At 70.3% G+C, this 15,896-nt stretch carries 16 protein-coding genes and 1 pseudogene; 10 read left to right on the top strand and 7 right to left on the bottom strand.

All coding sequences use genetic code 11. The features are described from left to right. Nucleotides 1-11: 11 nt before the first annotated feature. Complete coding sequence (locus tag FHX68_RS04875) at nucleotides 12-662, bottom strand: DUF1345 domain-containing protein (protein ID WP_141380364.1); 651 nt, start codon at nucleotides 660-662, stop codon at nucleotides 12-14. Between the two features lie 153 nt (nucleotides 663-815). On the opposite strand from FHX68_RS04875, the gene FHX68_RS04880 reads away from it, so the two are divergent. The 3 genes and pseudogenes from FHX68_RS04880 to FHX68_RS04890 all read left to right on the top strand — a co-directional run bounded on the left by FHX68_RS04880 (nucleotide 816) and on the right by FHX68_RS04890 (nucleotide 4,634). Beyond that, nucleotides 816-2,300 carry an MDR family MFS transporter gene (locus FHX68_RS04880; RefSeq protein ID WP_141380363.1) on the top strand — a complete coding sequence of 495 codons (1,485 nt, stop codon included), beginning with the start codon at nucleotides 816-818 and terminating at the stop codon, nucleotides 2,298-2,300. Between the two features lie 116 nt (nucleotides 2,301-2,416). After that, nucleotides 2,417-2,719 (top strand): annotated as a pseudogene (locus tag FHX68_RS04885) (DJ-1/PfpI family protein); the annotation flags it as partial. Between the two features lie 292 nt (nucleotides 2,720-3,011). After that, on the top strand, nucleotides 3,012-4,634 hold the full coding sequence (locus FHX68_RS04890; protein WP_141380361.1) for a catalase: 1,623 nt from the start codon (nucleotides 3,012-3,014) through the stop codon (nucleotides 4,632-4,634). Nucleotides 4,635-4,696: 62 nt separating this feature from the next. Here FHX68_RS04890 and FHX68_RS04895 read toward each other — a convergent pair whose 3' ends face one another. Further along, a complete protein-coding gene (locus tag FHX68_RS04895; RefSeq protein WP_141380360.1) occupies nucleotides 4,697-4,906 on the bottom strand; it encodes a hypothetical protein in 210 nt (69 codons plus the stop codon). 133 nt (nucleotides 4,907-5,039) lie between these two features. On the opposite strand from FHX68_RS04895, the gene FHX68_RS04900 reads away from it, so the two are divergent. After that, the gene (locus FHX68_RS04900) at nucleotides 5,040-5,390 is read left to right on the top strand and encodes a LysR family transcriptional regulator (RefSeq protein ID WP_141380359.1); all 351 of its coding nucleotides are present in this window, start codon (nucleotides 5,040-5,042) and stop codon (nucleotides 5,388-5,390) included. 113 nt (nucleotides 5,391-5,503) lie between these two features. On the opposite strand, the gene FHX68_RS04905 is transcribed toward FHX68_RS04900, so the two are convergent. Beyond that, the gene (locus tag FHX68_RS04905; protein WP_141380358.1) at nucleotides 5,504-6,397 is read right to left on the bottom strand and encodes a hypothetical protein; all 894 of its coding nucleotides are present in this window, start codon (nucleotides 6,395-6,397) and stop codon (nucleotides 5,504-5,506) included. Between the two features lie 123 nt (nucleotides 6,398-6,520). Between FHX68_RS04905 and FHX68_RS15155 the strand changes: the two genes are divergently transcribed. Then, complete coding sequence (locus FHX68_RS15155) at nucleotides 6,521-6,661, top strand: hypothetical protein (protein WP_170214221.1); 141 nt, start codon at nucleotides 6,521-6,523, stop codon at nucleotides 6,659-6,661. 34 nt (nucleotides 6,662-6,695) lie between these two features. Here the strand turns inward: FHX68_RS15155 and ychF are convergent, their stop codons facing one another. After that, nucleotides 6,696-7,769: a redox-regulated ATPase YchF gene (ychF, locus tag FHX68_RS04910; protein ID WP_141380357.1), complete on the bottom strand. Its 1,074-nt coding sequence runs from the start codon at nucleotides 7,767-7,769 to the stop codon at nucleotides 6,696-6,698. 110 nt (nucleotides 7,770-7,879) lie between these two features. Here ychF and FHX68_RS04915 point away from each other — a divergent pair, with 110 nt between their 5' ends. Continuing rightward, nucleotides 7,880-8,854, top strand: a complete 975-nt coding sequence (locus FHX68_RS04915; protein ID WP_141920061.1) for an IS481 family transposase — start codon at nucleotides 7,880-7,882, stop codon at nucleotides 8,852-8,854. A gap of 12 nt (nucleotides 8,855-8,866) precedes the next feature. Here FHX68_RS04915 and FHX68_RS04920 read toward each other — a convergent pair whose 3' ends face one another. Beyond that, nucleotides 8,867-9,640 (bottom strand): class I SAM-dependent methyltransferase, encoded by a 774-nt coding sequence (locus FHX68_RS04920; protein WP_141379638.1) that lies wholly within the window; start codon nucleotides 9,638-9,640, stop codon nucleotides 8,867-8,869. A 104-nt stretch (nucleotides 9,641-9,744) separates the two neighbouring features. Between FHX68_RS04920 and adhP the strand changes: the two genes are divergently transcribed. The 3 genes from adhP (at nucleotide 9,745) to FHX68_RS04935 (ending at nucleotide 13,314) form a co-directional block, all read left to right on the top strand. Further along, entirely contained in the window at nucleotides 9,745-10,812 is a 1,068-nt protein-coding gene (gene adhP, locus FHX68_RS04925) for an alcohol dehydrogenase AdhP (RefSeq protein WP_141379637.1), read from the top strand. A gap of 475 nt (nucleotides 10,813-11,287) precedes the next feature. Further along, nucleotides 11,288-11,920, top strand: coding sequence for an exonuclease domain-containing protein (locus tag FHX68_RS04930; RefSeq protein WP_141379636.1), 633 nt, complete (start codon nucleotides 11,288-11,290; stop codon nucleotides 11,918-11,920). 104 nt (nucleotides 11,921-12,024) lie between these two features. Beyond that, complete coding sequence (locus FHX68_RS04935) at nucleotides 12,025-13,314, top strand: DNA recombination protein RmuC (RefSeq protein ID WP_141379635.1); 1,290 nt, start codon at nucleotides 12,025-12,027, stop codon at nucleotides 13,312-13,314. Nucleotides 13,315-13,354: 40 nt separating this feature from the next. Here FHX68_RS04935 and FHX68_RS04940 read toward each other — a convergent pair whose 3' ends face one another. Both FHX68_RS04940 and glpX read right to left on the bottom strand, forming a co-directional pair. Continuing rightward, the gene (locus FHX68_RS04940; protein ID WP_141379634.1) at nucleotides 13,355-13,546 is read right to left on the bottom strand and encodes a UDP-N-acetylmuramyl pentapeptide phosphotransferase; all 192 of its coding nucleotides are present in this window, start codon (nucleotides 13,544-13,546) and stop codon (nucleotides 13,355-13,357) included. A gap of 120 nt (nucleotides 13,547-13,666) precedes the next feature. Beyond that, on the bottom strand, nucleotides 13,667-14,656 hold the full coding sequence (glpX, locus tag FHX68_RS04945) for a class II fructose-bisphosphatase (protein WP_141379633.1): 990 nt from the start codon (nucleotides 14,654-14,656) through the stop codon (nucleotides 13,667-13,669). Nucleotides 14,657-14,863: 207 nt separating this feature from the next. Here glpX and fbaA point away from each other — a divergent pair, with 207 nt between their 5' ends. Continuing rightward, nucleotides 14,864-15,895 (top strand): class II fructose-bisphosphate aldolase, encoded by a 1,032-nt coding sequence (gene fbaA / locus FHX68_RS04950; RefSeq protein ID WP_141379632.1) that lies wholly within the window; start codon nucleotides 14,864-14,866, stop codon nucleotides 15,893-15,895. The last annotated feature ends 1 nt before the right edge of the window (nucleotide 15,896 follow it).

A 15,896-nucleotide genomic window follows, 5' to 3' on the forward strand; every position in this document is an offset into this window, starting at 1 on the left:
CAGAAGCCGGTTCAGCCGAGGCCGGAGACCAGGTTGATCACGGTGGCGAGGATGACCGCGCCGAACAGGTAGGCGATGAGTGTCTGCGCGATGACGATCCGGCGGATCTCGTTCGTCGTGACATCGGTGTCGGCGACCTGATAGGTCATCCCGAGCCCCACCGAGAAGTAGCCGAAGTCGGAGTACATGGGCGGTTCGTCCTGATTGAAGTCGATGCCGCCGCGCGCGCCGTCCTCGACCCGCGAGTAGTAGCGGTGCGCGTAGCGCAGCATGTAATCGACCTGGATCAGCGCCCACGAGAAGGTGACCGCGGCGATCGCGACCGCGGCGATCGCGAACGCCGTCGCCGGGTCGCTATGGCTGCGCACGAGCACGGCGATGACCGCGCCGAGGCTCGCGACGCTCCCGATCAGCGAGATCGCCCGCGCGACGGTGCGCCCCGGATCCTCCGCCGTCGCGTGCGAGCGCGTGCTCTCGGCATCCATCGGCCACAGCGCCACCAGCAGCCACACCACGTTGACGAAGGCGAGCGCCGTCCAGCCGACGAGGAGGCCCGCCACCCAGTCGAGGAGGGGGATCGCGATCGCGGCGGCGGCGACGCCCACCGCGACGGAGACGGGGCCGCGGACGGCGAGGCGCGAATACAGGTGGTGGGATGCCATGGGCGAATCGTCTCACCCCGCACGGGAATACGATGTCAGGCCCCCCGGTTAGCTTTGAGGCTCCCACCGGCCACGCCGTCTCGCGCGGTCGCAGCCCCTGCCGCAGGCATCCCGTCAGCGCCTCCCCGCCCCCGATGACCTTCAGGAGTTCCCATGGCACACGTCGACACCGACACCGCCCACACCGCGCCGGCGACGGTGGGCGCGAAGGAGAACCGCGTCATCTGGCTGCTGCTGGCGGCCGCGTTCGTCGCGATCCTCAATGAGACCACGATGGGCGTCGCGATCCCGCACCTGATCGGCGACCTCGGCATCACGGCCGTGGATGCCCAGTGGCTGACCACCGCGTTCATGCTGACCATGGCGGTCGTGATCCCGACGACCGGGTTCCTGCTCAACCGCTTCTCGACGCGGGCCATGTTCGCGACGGCGATGGGCCTCTTCTCGGCGGGCACGTTCGTCGCGCTCGTCGCGCCCGGGTACGAGGTGCTGCTCGTGGCGCGGGTCATCCAGGCATCCGGCACCGCCATCATGATGCCGCTGCTCATGACGACGCTCATGACCGTCGTGCCCGCGCACCTGCGCGGACGCATGATGGGACGCGTCTCGATCGTGATGTCGCTCGCCCCCGCGATCGGCCCGACGATGGCCGGCGTGATCCTCGACACGCTCAGCTGGCGGTGGATCTTCGCGATCGTGCTGCCGATCGCGCTCATCGCGCTGGTCGTGGGCGTGCGCTGGATCCCCAACATCGGTGAGCGCACCCACGCGCCGCTCGATGTCGTGTCGGTCATCCTCTCCGCGTTCGGCTTCGGCGGGCTGGTCTTCGGACTCAGCCAGATCGGCGGCGCCGGCCACGGCGGGGCGACGGCCGCGGGCGCCACGACGACGCTCGTCGTCTCGCTCGCCGTCGGCGTCGTCGCGCTCGCTCTCTTCATCTGGCGCCAGATCTCGCTGCAGAAGGTCGACGACGCGCTGCTCGACCTCCGGATCTTCCGCTCGCGCAACTTCTCGCTGTCGGTCGCGCACTTCGCGGTGATGTCGCTCGCCTTCTTCGGCACGATCACTGCGCTGCCCCTGTACCTGCAGGGGACGCTCGGGCTGTCGGCGACCGAGTCGGGCCTCGTCGTGCTGCCGGGCGCCGTCGCGATGGGCCTGCTCGGCCCGGTGATCGGGCGCATCTACGACCGCTGGGGCACAACGGTGCTGCTCGTGCCGGGCACGATCGTCGTGCTCGCGATCCTGTGGAGCTTCACCCTGCTCACCGAGACGACTCCGGTGTGGCTGCTCGTCGTGACCCAGACAGTGCTCTCGGTGGGCCTCGCGATGTCGTTCACACCGCTGTTCACCGCGTCGCTCGGGTCGCTGCAGCCGAAGTACTACTCCTACGGAAGCGCCACCGTCTCCACCGTGCAGCAGGTCGCCGGGGCCGCCGGGATCGCCCTGCTCATCACCGTCATGTCGTCGGTGTCGGCGGGCGCCACCGCACCGGGCGCGTCCGCTGCCGCCTCCGGCGCCGCGGGGGCGCGGGCGGCGTTCCTGCTGGCGGCGATCATCGCGACGCCGTTGCTGGTCAGCGCCGTCCTCATCCGCAAGCCCGCCGACTCGATCGGCGAAGGCGCGCGGGCAGCGCACTGAGCGGGATTCGGCCGGTCGCGTGTCAACCCCCGGCGCCCGGCGACGGGCGGCGCCGTAGCGTTGCGGCATGGACACGCTCAACGGAAAGAAGATCGTGTTCCTCGCGACCGACGGCTATGCGCGTGGACGAGGACTCCGTGGCCTTCGCCACGGCGTTCTTCGCGGCGCACAAGCCCGTCGGCGCGATCTGCCACGCCGCGTGGACCCTTGTCGAGGGCGACGTCGTGCGAGGCCGGACGCTGACGAGCTATCCGAGTCTGCAGACCGATCTGCGCAACGCCGGCGCGACGTGGGTGGATGAAGAGGTGGTGGTCGACGACGGGCTCGTCACGAGCCGCACTCCGGATGACCTGCCCGCCTTCAACGCGAAGCTCATCGAAGAGTGTGCCGAGGGCGAGCACGCCGGCCAGACGGCCTGACCGCGCTCCGCGCCGGCTGAGCCCTCGACGGGGGCGTCAGTTCGTGCTGCAGCACCCGCCGCCGCAGCACGAGGCGCCCTCGTCGGCGCCGGCGAGCAGGTTCAGCTCCTCGGGCACGGGCTGAAGCGTGGGAGTGGGGGGGTTCGACGTGGCCATGGCACGATTCTAACGCCGCGCCGGACGGCGGAGGCGAAGAACCTGTCAACCCCCGTGTAGGTCGGCGGCGGATCGGATTAGCCTGGGTCTACGAAGCCGTCGACGGCCGTCGACGCGAGTCGAGAGCGAGGACCCCATGCCTGATCTTCCCGTCGCCGATTCCGGCGCCGCCACATCCGAGGGTTCGCCCGCCGGCGAGTCCATCCGCACCGCGCCCTCCGCCGAGGCATCCCTCGGCTCCACCACCGACACGGGCGCACCCGCTCCCAGCGACCGCAATGCCCTCACCGTCGGCGCGGACGGGCCGATCCTGCTGCACGATGTGCACTTCGTGAACCAGATGGCTCACTTCAACCGTGAGCGCGTGCCCGAGCGGAACGTCCACGCCAAGGGCTCGGGTGCGTTCGGTCACTTCGAGACCACCGAGGACGTGAGCGCGTTCACGAAGGCGGGCCTGTTCCAGCCCGGCGCCGTCACCGACATGCTGGCGCGCTTCTCGACCGTCGCCGGCGAGCAGGGCTCTCCCGACACCTGGCGCGACCCGCGCGGGTTCGCGCTGAAGTTCTACACCGATGAGGGCAACTACGACCTCGTCGGCAACAACACGCCAATCTTCTTCATCCGCGATGCGATGAAGTTCCCGCACTTCATCCGCTCGCAGAAACGCCGCGGCGGCAACGGCCTTCGCGACAACAACATGCAGTGGGATTTCTGGACGCTGAACCCGGAGTCCGCTCATCAGGTCACGTATCTCATGGGCGACCGCGGCATCCCGCGCTCCTATCGCACCATGAACGGCTACGGGTCGCACACGTACATGTGGGTCAACGCGGCCGGCGAGCGGTTCTGGGTCAAGTACCACTTCCACAGCGATCAGGGGGTGGAAGGCCTTACGGATGAGGACGCGACGCGCATCGCGGGAGAGGACGCCGACTTCCACCGCCGAGACCTGTACGAGGCGATCGACCGGGGCGAGTTCCCCTCGTGGACCCTGTCGGTGCAGGTCATGCCGTACGAGCAGGCCCGCGACTATCACCTGAACCCGTTCGACCTCACCAAGGTGTGGCCGCACGCGGATATTCCGTTGCGCAAGGTCGGCACGATGACGCTCGACCGCAATCCCGAGAACTTCTTCGCCGAGATCGAGCAGGCAGCGTTCGAGCCGTCGGCGCTCGTGCCCGGCATCGGGTTCTCGCCCGACAAGATGTTGCTCGGGAGGGCGTTCGCCTACGCCGACACGCACCGGCACCGCATCGGCGCGAACTATCTGCAGCTGCCCGTCAACCGCCCGCACGTCGAGGTGAACACCTACACCAAGGACGGCCCGATGGCGTATGAGCACACGGGAGACGCCCCCGTGTACGCGCCGAACTCGTTCGGCCGCGGGTACGCCGACAACGTCGGCGAGGTCGACCCGGGGTGGGAGACCGACGGACCGATGGTGCGCGAGGCCTACACGCTGCGCCCGGACGACGACGACTTCTCGCAGGCCGGGGCGCTCGTGCGCGACGTCTGGAACGACGAGCAGCGCGCCGCCTTCGTGAAGACGGTCGCGGGGCACCTGCTGGGCGGCGTGACGGGCGACGTCCTCGAGCGCGCCTTCTCGTACTGGCGGCACGTCGACGAGGCGACGGGGGCCGAGATCGAGCGGCTCGTCCGCGCCGACGCGGACCTCGGTGCGCCGGGCGCGCAAGACGACGCGGCCAAAGAGAATGCTTCGGACCCGATCGTCGAGCCGAACACGAACGCCGCCACCTGAGCGGTGACGGCGTTCGCGCGTCGCGTCTGAGCGCCGGGCATCCTCTGACGGATGCCCGGCGCTCAGACGCCGAGCTTCTTCGCGGCCTTCTTGGCAGCCTTGTCTACGACCTTCCGCGACTGCGCGCGCGCCTTCCGCAGCGACGGGTCGTCCCACAGGTGCTTGGCGGCCTTGCTGATCTCGCGATAGCGCGAGCGGCCGGCGCGTGTGCCGAGAACGTAGCCACCCGCGGCGGCCAGGCCGACGACGAGCCAGAACTTGAATCCGGACATGGATGTCCACCCTTCGATAGTCGTCCTCTCACGTTAGACGCGGGCGTGCAGCGAGTGTAGGGGTTGACACCGCGGGCGCGTTCGGTGAACGGCGCCCGGTAGCCTGGATGCCACGCCGGCGAAAGGAACCCCGATGCAGATCACCGCGCTGCGGCGATTCGTCGCCGTCGTCGATGCTGGGCTGCACTTCCCGCGCGCGGCGGACGCGCTCGGCGTTCCCCTCGCGTCGCTCTACACCTCGATCGAGAAGCTCGAGGGCGAGGTCGGGCATCCGGTGCTCAGCAAGCAGGGGTCGGGGTGGCAGCTGACGCCGGCGGGGACGCTTCTGCTCGCCGAGGCACGCGAGCGGATCGCGGCCGCTCCCCCGGCCACGCTGCCCGCGCGGACGGCAGCCGGGGGGAAGGCGAAGGCCTCGAAGGGCCGGGGGCGCGCGCCGATCGTCAAGGGGCAGCCCAAGCCGTACAAGAAGCGCCAGGGGCGCTGACCGGGCGAGTCGTGCGCCGCTGACTGTGCGCGCGTCGCTGCTGCATCCGGGCGACGCGTCAGGGCGCCGCGTCAGCCCGATCCCGCCGACGTCGGGCTCGCGTCGCTGCTACGTCAGCGTCGGCGTTCGCGCCAGCGGGTCGGCGGAGGGTCGAGCGCAGCGAACCGCTCGTCGATGCCGGTGATCACGCCGGCGAGCCTGAGACGCGCGAGCACCTCGACGCGCACGCGGCGCACGCGCGCGCCCTCGCGCGCCAGGGCGGCGGGGCCGGCGACCCGCCACCACTCGTCGAGGGCGAAGAACACCGCCACGCCGTCCCGGGGGTCGACGAGGTCGCCGGTGAGCCGCGCCATCCCCGACTGGCGACCCGACCGGTCGGCGCGGGCGGCGCGATGCCAGAGGAAGAGCGCGAGGGTCGCCGCCGCGACCAGGAGGACGAGCCCCGTCGTCACTGGGAGGGGCTGCTGCGCGTCGATCTCCGGCCACCGCACGAGCACGGCGACCGCCGCGGCGATCAGCCACAGCGCGGCGCAGGTGAGGTGCAAAACGGCGGGCAGCCGCGAACCCCAGAGAGCCCCCGCGGCGCGCAGCGGTTCGAGCCACCAGAGGATCGAAAGGGCGACGACGGCAGCCGCGCCCGCAGGGAGCATCTCCTGCTGCAGTCCGAATCCACCGGCCGACCCCACGGTGCGCGAGGGCAGGACGAGCCCCGCGGCGACCACGGCGAGCACGAGGGCGAGCGCCAAGCAGAGGCGATGCCAGATCGAGGCATCCCGCACGCGGCCCACCGCGGGATCGCGCCGCGCGTTCGCGGCATGCACGGCGTGCGCCCGCACGCGCTCACGATCCGTGCGTGCGCGGGGCGCGGCCGCGAGCACGGCGATCCGCCAGGAGTCGTCGACCGCATCGGCCGCGGCGGAGTAGTCGGCGTCGAAGAGCAGCAGGTCGATGCGCCCGAGCGTGCGCTCGTCGATTCCCGTGACAGACCCGTGTCCGTATCCGGCCACCCTGCACCCTCCTGACTCGCCGGTTTCGGGGGGTGTGGCTCAGCGTACTCCGCGTTGCGTCCGTGCGCGGTGCGTCAGCGGGCGGCGGCGAGCCCGACCCGTCGCCGGTCGTAGGCTGGGCGCATGAGCGCGCGACCGGCGGATCGCCTGACCTGCCCGACCTGCGGCGAACCGCTCGTGTTCGAGATCCTCGACGACGAGAAGTTCCTCGTCGCCTGGTCGTGCGTGACCTGCGGCCTCATCCGCACGACCGAGCCCGCCTGAGCGTGTCCGTGCGCGGGAGCGGAACCGGACCCGGTCAGTTGTTGAAGCGGAACTCAACGACGTCGCCGTCCTGCATGACATAGTCCTTGCCCTCGAGGCGCGCCTTGCCCTTGGCACGAGCCTCGGCGACCGAGCCGAGCGCGACGAGGTCGTCGAACGAGATCACCTCGGCCTTGATGAAGCCCTTCTCGAAGTCGGTGTGGATGACCCCCGCCGCCTGCGGCGCCTTCCAGCCCTTGCCGATCGTCCACGCGCGGGCTTCCTTCGGGCCGGCGGTGAGGTAGGTCTGCAGCCCCAGGGTGTCGAAGCCGATGCGGGCGAGCTGGTCGAGTCCCGACTCCTCCTGACCGGTGGATGCCAGCAGCTCCGCCGCGTCCGCGGGGTCGAGGTCGATCAGCTCCGACTCGATCTTCGCGTCGAGGAAGACGGCCTTCGCGGGGGCGACGAGCGCTTCGAGCTCGGCCTTGCGCGCGGCATCCGTCAGCACCTGCTCGTCGACGTTGAAGACGAAGATGAACGGCTTCGCGGTGAGCAGGCCCAGCTCGCGGATGGGTGCGAGGTCGAGGTTCGACGCGGACAGAAGTTCCCCGCGCTGCAGAGCGTCGCGCGCGGCGATCGCAGCCTCGAGCACCGAGGGGTCGAGCTTCTTCCCACGCACCTCCTTCTCGTAGCGCGTGATCGCCTTCTCGAGCGTCTCGAGGTCGGCCAGCTGCAGCTCGGCGTTGATCGTCTCCATGTCGCCGCGCGGATTCACCGCACCGTCGACGTGCACGACGTCGTCGTCGGCGAAGCCACGGACGACCTGGGCGATCGCGTCGGCCTCGCGGATGTTCGCGAGGAACTTGTTGCCGAGCCCCTCACCCTCGCTGGCGCCGCGCACGATGCCGGCGATGTCGACGAACGAGACCGCGGCGGGAAGGATCCGCTCCGAACCGAACACCTCGGCGAGCTTCTCGAGCCGCGGATCGGGCAGGTTCACCACGCCGACGTTCGGCTCGATCGTCGCGAACGGATAGTTCGCGGCGAGCACGTCGTTCTTGGTCAGAGCGTTGAACAGGGTCGACTTGCCGACGTTGGGGAGACCGACGATTCCGATGGTAAGAGCCACGGGAGACCAGTCTAGATGTACTGACCCAGATCGTTGTTGACGTAGGAGAGACCTCCGGGGTCGAGTTGGAGCTGTCAAAGTTCTTCAGCTCAAACGCACGGAGGTCTCTCTTGTCTCACGCTAATGCCCGGCTGACTCCGGCCGGCCGGTTGATCATGGTTCAGCGCATCCAGTCGGGGCGTGCGGTCGCGCATGTCGCCGCGGAAATGGGGATCTCCCGCACGACCGCGTGGCGGTGGTGGCGCAGGTTCCGGGAGTGCGGCCCGGCGGGCCTGATCGATCGTTCCAGCGTCGCCCGCTCCCACCCTCGCCAGACCAAAGCGTGCGTGGAGGCGAGGGTGCGGATCATGCGGCACCTCACTCGGCGTGGGCCGGTGTTCATCGCTGACAAGCTCGGCTTGCAGGCCTCAACGGTCGGTAGGGTGTTGCGCCGCCACCACGTGCCGTTGCTGCGGGAGCTGGACCCGGTCACGGGGTCCGTGATCCGCGCGACCCGCCGATCCGCGCAGCGTTACGAGCATGATCATCCCGGGTCCCTGATCCACGTTGATGTGAAGAAACTCGGCCGTATCCCCGACGGCGGCGGATGGCGTCTGCATGGCCGCGGGCAACGTCCTGCGCGCAAGCGGGGCCTGGGTTACGACTACGTGCACACCGTCATCGACGACCATTCCCGAGTTGCTTACGCGGAGATCCACGACGACGAGAAAGGCACCACCGCGGCGGGCGTGCTCGAGCGGGCGATCGCGTTCTACGCGCGCCTCGGCGTCACAGTCGAACGCGTCATCAGCGACAACGCGTTCGCTTACCGCCACTCGGCCGCGTTCAAGGCAGTGGTCGACGCGCACGGCATCCGACAGCGGTTCATCAAACCGCACTGCCCCTGGACCAACGGGAAAGTCGAACGCCTCAACCGCACCCTCGCCACCGAGTGGGCCTACGCCCGCCCCTGGAGCTCGAACGACGACCGAAAAGCAGGGTTGACGACCTGGCTCGACCACTACAACCTAGACAGGCACCACCTCGGCATCGGAGGCAAAACCCCCATCGACCGAATCAACAACGGTCGAGGTCAGTACATCTAGATGCCGGACCCGTCAGCGCGCGGCGCCGCCGGCCTCGGGCTTCACAGCGCGGAACGCGTACGTCACGTACGGCAGCGACACCGTGGCATCCCCCGTCGCACCGATGTCGTCGAACAGCACCTCCAGCTCACGGTCGATCCGCGCGCGCTCCTCCGGCGTCGCCGTGATGACGTAGCTGCGCGAGTGCACCATCGCCATGAGCGCGGCGCGCGTGATCGGGCGCGCCCAGTGCCAGGTGCGGGATGCGAGCTCGCCGAAGGGCGCCGCCACCTCGGGCCCGCCGTCCGCCAGCAGCTGCTCGGCGTGGCTGCCCTTCGTGATCTCGGTCAGCCGCGCGACCCACGGCACCGACTCGTCGCGGATGTTCCAGACGAGGCCGAGCACTCCGCCCGGGCGGAGCACACGACCGATCTCCGCCGACGCCGCGACCGGGTCGACCCAGTGCCAGGCCTGCCCGAGCACGGCCGCGTCCGCGCTCTCGTCGGGCAGCGCGAGGTGCTCCGCGGTGCCCACGAGCGTCTGGATGCCCGGGAGCGCGTTCCGCAGCGCATCGAGCATCGCCGCGTCGGGTTCCACCGCGATCACATCCGTGCCGTGCTCGGCGGTGATCTCCGCGACGACGCGGGTGAGCTTGCCGGTTCCGGCGCCGATGTCGACGACCCGCGGGTGGGCGCCGGCCGGTTCGAGCAGCCACGCGACGGCCTCCGCCGGGTAGCCCGGCCGACCCTCCTCATACGCCGCCGCTTCGGCTCCGAAACTGTTCGCCATCTCGTCGCGTGTCGCCATGGTGCGACCATACCGCCCGCCACCGACGCAACATCATGCAACGTTGCGCGTTCTACCGTCGTCGCCATCGGGCGGAACGGCTCCGCCGAGAGGAAGTGATGTCAATGACGACTCTGACCGACACCCCCACCCGCGCCGCCGCCTCGGCGACGCCCACCACGATGCGCGCCGCGGTCGTGAAGACCTCGGGCGAACCCCTCGTGGTGGAGGAAGTCCCCCTGCCCACGCCGGGCCCGCGCCAGGCGCTCGTGAAGGTGATCACGACCGGCGTCTGCCACACCGACCTGCACGCCGCCCACGGCGACTGGCCGGTCGCTCCGAAAGCCGACCTCATCCCGGGCCACGAGGGCTACGGCGAGGTCGTCGCGATCGGCGACCAGGTGACGACGCTCGAGGTCGGCCAGAAGGTCGGCAACGCGTGGCTCTGGTCGGCGTGCGGCGTGTGCGAGTACTGCCGCACCGGCTGGGAGACCCTGTGCCCCGAGCAGCAGAACGGCGGATACTCCGTCGACGGCAGCTTCGGCGAGTACATGCTCGTCGACGAGCGGTTCGCCGCACGCATCCCCGAGGGCGCCGACCCGGTCGAGGTCGCCCCGATCCTGTGCGCCGGGGTCACCGTCTACAAGGGCCTCAAGATGACGGGAGTGCGCCCCGGCCAGTGGGTCGTGATCTCGGGGATCGGCGGTCTCGGCCGCATCGCCGTGCAGTACGCCCGCGCGATGGGGATGCACGTGGTCGCGGTCGACGTCGACGACGCCAAGCTCGCGCTCGCGCGCACGCATGGCGCGGAGGTCGTCGTGAACGCCGCGCACGACGATCCCGGCGCCGCCGTGCAGGAGGCGATCGGCGGCGCGCACGGCGTGCTCGTCACGGCCGTGCACCCGCGCGCGTTCGACCAGGCGCTCGGCGCGGTGCGCCGCGGCGGCACGGTCGTCTTCAACGGGCTGCCGCCGGGCACCTTCGACGCCGACATCTTCGACATCGTGCTGCGCGCGATCACGGTACGCGGCTCGATCGTCGGCACCCGGCAGGACATGATCGAGGCGCTCGACTTCTATGCCCGCGGCCAGATCCACCCGAGAGTGCAGGTCGAGACTCTCGACGACATCAACGACATCTTCGACCGCATGCAGCGCGGCGCGATCGAGGGCCGCATCGTGATGAAGTACTGACGAAGCGAGAGGATCCGGGAGGGGCGGCCGCAGCAGGGTCGCCCCTCCCGGTGTGTTCCGGGGGGCGGAGACGGCGCCGCGCAGCGCGGCACCGTGACGATTGCAGGAGATGGCGCGATGCGGCGGGAGATCCGGCCTAGCGGGGTGTGGAGCGCACCAAACTCCTGCGATCGTCACCGCGCGGCGCGCGCAGGACCGCGTCCGGGCGGCGGGGGCGCCAGAGTGCGGGGGTGTGAGGTGGCCGCAGTATGGCCGTCCCTCCCGATGCCGTTCGGGGGCGGCGCCGTGACGATTGCAGGTGATGGCGCGCGATGCGGCGGGAGATCCGGCGTGTCGCGGTGGGTCGCACACGAATCTCCTGCAATCGTCACCGAGCGGCGCGCGCATCCTGTCGGGGTGACGACGCGGGCGCCGGCCTGACGGCGCGCCGGGGCGCCTCCGCGGCGGCGGCGGTCGGCGGGGCGAGGGTGGGGAGGTGCCCTTGGATTTCACCGCGATCGACTTCGAGACCGCGAACTCCTCAAGCGCATCGGCCTGTGCCGTGGGCCTCGCCCGGGTGCGGGACGGGCACGTGATCGAGACTGCGGGCTGGCTCATCAAACCGCCCGCCGGGCACGATCAGTTCTTCGAGGTGAACATCGGCATCCACGGGATCCGGCCCGACCACGTCGCTGCCGCACCGACCTGGACCGATCAGCTCGGCGCCCTGACCGACTTCGTCGGCGACGACGTGCTCGTCGCGCACAACGCCGGATTCGACGTGCGGGTGCTCCGCACCGCCTGCGAGGCGACGGATGCCCCGTGCCCGCCGTACCGGTACGTGTGCAGCCTGCAGGCGTCGCGCAAGACGTACCGGCTCGACTCGTATCGGCTGCCGAACGTCGCCGCCGCCGCGGGATTCCTCGACTTTGCGCACCACGACGCCACCGCCGACGCCCTCGCCTGCGCGCACATCATGATCGATGCCGCACGCCGCGTCGGCGCCGACGACATCGTCGAGCTCGCGATGCTCCTCGGACTGCGCGTGCCGCAGATTCCGGGCGCATCCGTCGAGCCGCCCGAGGTGGCCGCTGGTTCGGCACGCCGGATGGCCTCCCCCGCGCGGTAACACCGTCGACTGCACCCGGGCACCCGGGCACCCGGGCGGCCCGCCGCGGGCCGTTGTCTGCGCGTCGATCCGGCGATGTCGGAGGCCTGCGCCACGCTGTGATCATGGATGCCACCCTCGTCACCGCCCTCGTGCTGGTCAGTCTGCTCGCCGGTCTGCTGGCGGGCTGGTTCGCCGCCACGGCGCGGGCCGCGGAGCGCTCCTCGGAGGCCCTGGCCGGCCTGACCGCTCGCGCGGTCGCCGCCGAAGGCGCGCAGCGCTCCCTCACCGACCAGCTCGAGCAGCAGCGATCGCTCACCCGCGATCTTGGCGCGCAGACGCGCGCCGACCAGGCGGCGCAGCACGAGCGCGAACGCCGCGAGCAGGTGGTGCTGCGGGCCCTCGCGCCCGTGCAGGAGACGCTCCAGACGATGCAGCACAAGGTCGACGAGCTCGAGCGCGAGCGGCAGGCGCAGTACGGCTCGATCGCCGAGCAGCTGCGCCGCGCGCATGAGTCCGACGAGGCGCTCCGCGCCACGACCGAGTCGCTCGCGGGCGCGCTCCGCTCCAACGCGACGCGCGGCGTGTGGGGCGAGACGCAGCTGCGCCGGGTGGTCGAGTCGGCGGGCCTCACTCGTTATGTCGACTTCGATACGCAGTCCTCGGTCACCGCCGATGTCGGCGCCGGGCGGCCCGACATGATCGTGCGGCTGCCCGGCGAGAAGGCGCTCGCGATCGATGCGAAAGTGCCGCTCGACGCCTACCTCGAGGCATCCGCGATCCCGCTGACCGCGCAGGGCGAGCAGGCCGCGCAGCGGGCCCGACTGCTGCAGAAGCACGTCAAGGCGGTGCGTGCGCACGTCGACGCGCTCGCGGGCAAGCGGTATTGGACCGGCCTGCAGTCGAGCCCCGAGTTCGTCGTGTGCTTCCTGCCGACCGAATCGCTGCTCGCGGCCGCGCTCGAAGAAGACCCGGCCCTGCTCGACTACGCGTTCTCGCGGCGCGTTGCGCTGGCCTCTCCGGTGAACCTCTGGGCGGTGCTCAAGACCGTCGCGTACACGTGGACGCAGCAGGACGTCTCGACGGAGGCGCGGCGGCTCTTCGACCTCGGCAACGAGCTGTACCAGCGCCTCGGCGGTCTCGCCACGCACACCGACGAGCTGCGGCGTGCGATCGAGCGCACCGTCGACAGCTACAACCGGTTCGCCGGCTCGCTCGAGTCGCGGGTGCTCGTGAGCGCACGGCGTTTCCCCGGCATCGACGACACGCGGCTCGATGCGACGGCGACGCCGATGGCAATCGAGAAGAGCCCCCGCAAGCTGACGGCGCCGGAGCTCATCGAGCATCTGGGTGACGAAGAGCCCGACGCTGGGCGGGTGGGCGCCGACGTGGGCGACCTCAGGGGACGACTGTGAGCCCCAACCGGGGAGGCCCCCCGTTCGCGCGGGCGCGGGGTCAGCCGCCAGGGAAGAATCCGAGCAGCGCGACGACGCCGACCGAGACGCCGACGAAGGCGCCGATCATCCACCAGGCGCTGACCTGGTGCCCCTCGGGCATGCGCTTGCGGAGGAGGACATCGGGTCGACGGGCCGTGTCGACGGGGATCGGGATCTGCCCGGTCCTCGGACTACTGGCTGCGGTGGACATGTGAACCCCCGGTGATGACGTGGACGACGTGCAGGTCTCCGGTGACCCGCCCTCATTCTGCCAGAGTGCACCGCTCGATGGGTGGAAGCGGGCCGGGACTTTCGCCGCGAGCGGCGAAGGTCACAGCCACTTCGACGTCAGATGCTCCGAGCTGATCCGGCGGAGGGTGCCCGACGCGCCGCGCAGCACGACGCTCTCGGTCAGCACGAAGTCGCCATCACGGCGGACCCCCGCGACGAGCTCACCGTTGGTGACGCCGGTAGCGACGAAGATCGTGTTCTTGCCCTTCACCAGGTCATCGGCCTCGTACACCGTGTCGTCGACCTTGAGTCCCGCGTCGATGCCGCGCTGCTTCTCGTCGTCGTCCCGCGGCCACAGCCGGCCCTGGATGTGCCCGCCGAGCGCCTTGATCGCGCACGCCGTCGCCACGCCCTCCGGGCTGCCGCCGATGCCGATGCACATGTCGGTGCGCGCGTTGTAGCGCGCGGCATTGATGCCGCCGGCCACGTCGCCGTCGCTCATCAGGCGCGTGCCGGCGCCCGCGTCGCGGATCTCTTGGATGAGCCGCGCGTGGCGCGGCCGGTTCAGCACCGACACCACGAGCTCGTCGACGGGCTTTCCGAGCGCCTTGGCGAGCAGTCGGATGTTCTCCGCGACGGGGAGCCGGATGTCGACGACGCCGACGCCTGCCGGGCCCGTGACGATCTTGTCCATGTAGAACACGCTCGAGGCATCCAGCATCGTGCCGCGATCGGAGACCGCCAGCACCGACAGCGCGTTGTTGCGCCCCTCGGCGGTCAGCGACGTGCCATCGATCGGGTCGACGGCGATGTCGCACTGCGGGCCGCGGCCCGTCCCGACGTGCTCCCCGTTGAAGAGCATGGGCGCGTTGTCCTTCTCGCCCTCGCCGATGACGATCACACCGTCGAAGTTCACGGTGGTGAGGAAGGCGCGCATCGCGTCGACGGCGGCACCGTCGGCGAGCTCCTTCTGCCCGCGTCCGATGAACGGGACGGACCGGATCGCGGCCGCCTCGGTCGCGCGCACGAGCTCCAGCGCGAGGTTCCGGTCGGGGTGGAGGGGACTCATGTCTGCGGTCAGGCTCACCATGCTCTGAGACTACGGCGACCGATCGCCGCGCGGGCCCGATTCCGTGCTGCGCCGCACGAAGGAATCGCGGTTCTTTCGCGCCGCGCGGTATCGCCGCCGCCGACCGCTGCGGCGGCGGGCCGCTTTTGCCCGGTGAGCACCCCGCGCCGCGAACGCTCCCTTCGCTAGAGTGACCGGTGGAGATATCCGCAGACCTGAGGAGTGGAAATGCCCGTCGCAACCCCCGAGCAGTATGCAGAGATGCTGGACAAGGCGAAGGCGGGCGGGTACGCCCTCCCCGCGATCAACGCCTCCAGCTCGCAGTCGGTCAACGCCATCCTGCAGGGACTCACCGAGGCCGGCTCCGACGGCATCATCCAGGTGACCACCGGTGGCGCCGACTACTTCGCCGGCCACACCGTCAAGGGCCGCGCGACCGGCGCCATCGCCTTCGCCAAGTTCGCCACCGAGGTCGCCAAGAACTACCCGATCACGGTCGCGCTGCACACCGACCACTGCCCCAAGCCGGCACTCGAGGACTTCCTGCTTCCGCTGATCGCGGCATCCGAAGAAGAGGTCAAGGCCGGTCGCAACCCGATCTTCCAGTCGCACATGTGGGACGGCTCGGCCCTGCCGCTGGACGAGAACATCGAGATCGCGAAGCAACTGCTCCCCCGCATGAAGAACATCAACGCGATCCTCGAGGTCGAGATCGGTGTCGTCGGCGGCGAGGAGGACGGTGTCAAGCACGAGGGCTCCAACGAGGCGCTCTACACGACGGTCGCCGACGTGTCGAAGTTCGTCGAGGCTCTGGGTCTGGGCGAGAACGGCCGCTACCTCGCGGCGCTGACTTTCGGCAACGTGCACGGCGTCTACAAGCCGGGCAACGTGAAGCTGCGCCCCGAGCTGCTCGGTGAGATCCAGGCCGCTATCGCGGAGAAGTTCGGCACGGGCCCCAAGCCCCTCGACCTCGTCTTCCACGGCGGCAGCGGCTCGACCCCCGAGGAGATCGCGACGGCCGTCGCGAACGGCGTCGTGAAGATGAACATCGACACCGACACGCAGTACGCCTTCACCCGCTCGGTCGCGGACTTCATGTTCCGCAACTACGACGGCGTCCTGAAGGTCGACGGCGGGGTCGGCAACAAGAAGCTCTACGACCCGCGCGCGTGGGGCAAGGTCGCCGAATCGGGGATGGCCGCCCGCGTCGTCGAGGCCACGCAGCTGCTGGGCTCTGCGGGTCACTCGATCAGCGCCTGAT

The sequence above is a fragment of the Microbacterium lacticum genome, from assembly GCF_006716815.1.
GTDB classification, from domain to species: Bacteria; Actinomycetota; Actinomycetes; order Actinomycetales; family Microbacteriaceae; genus Microbacterium; species Microbacterium lacticum.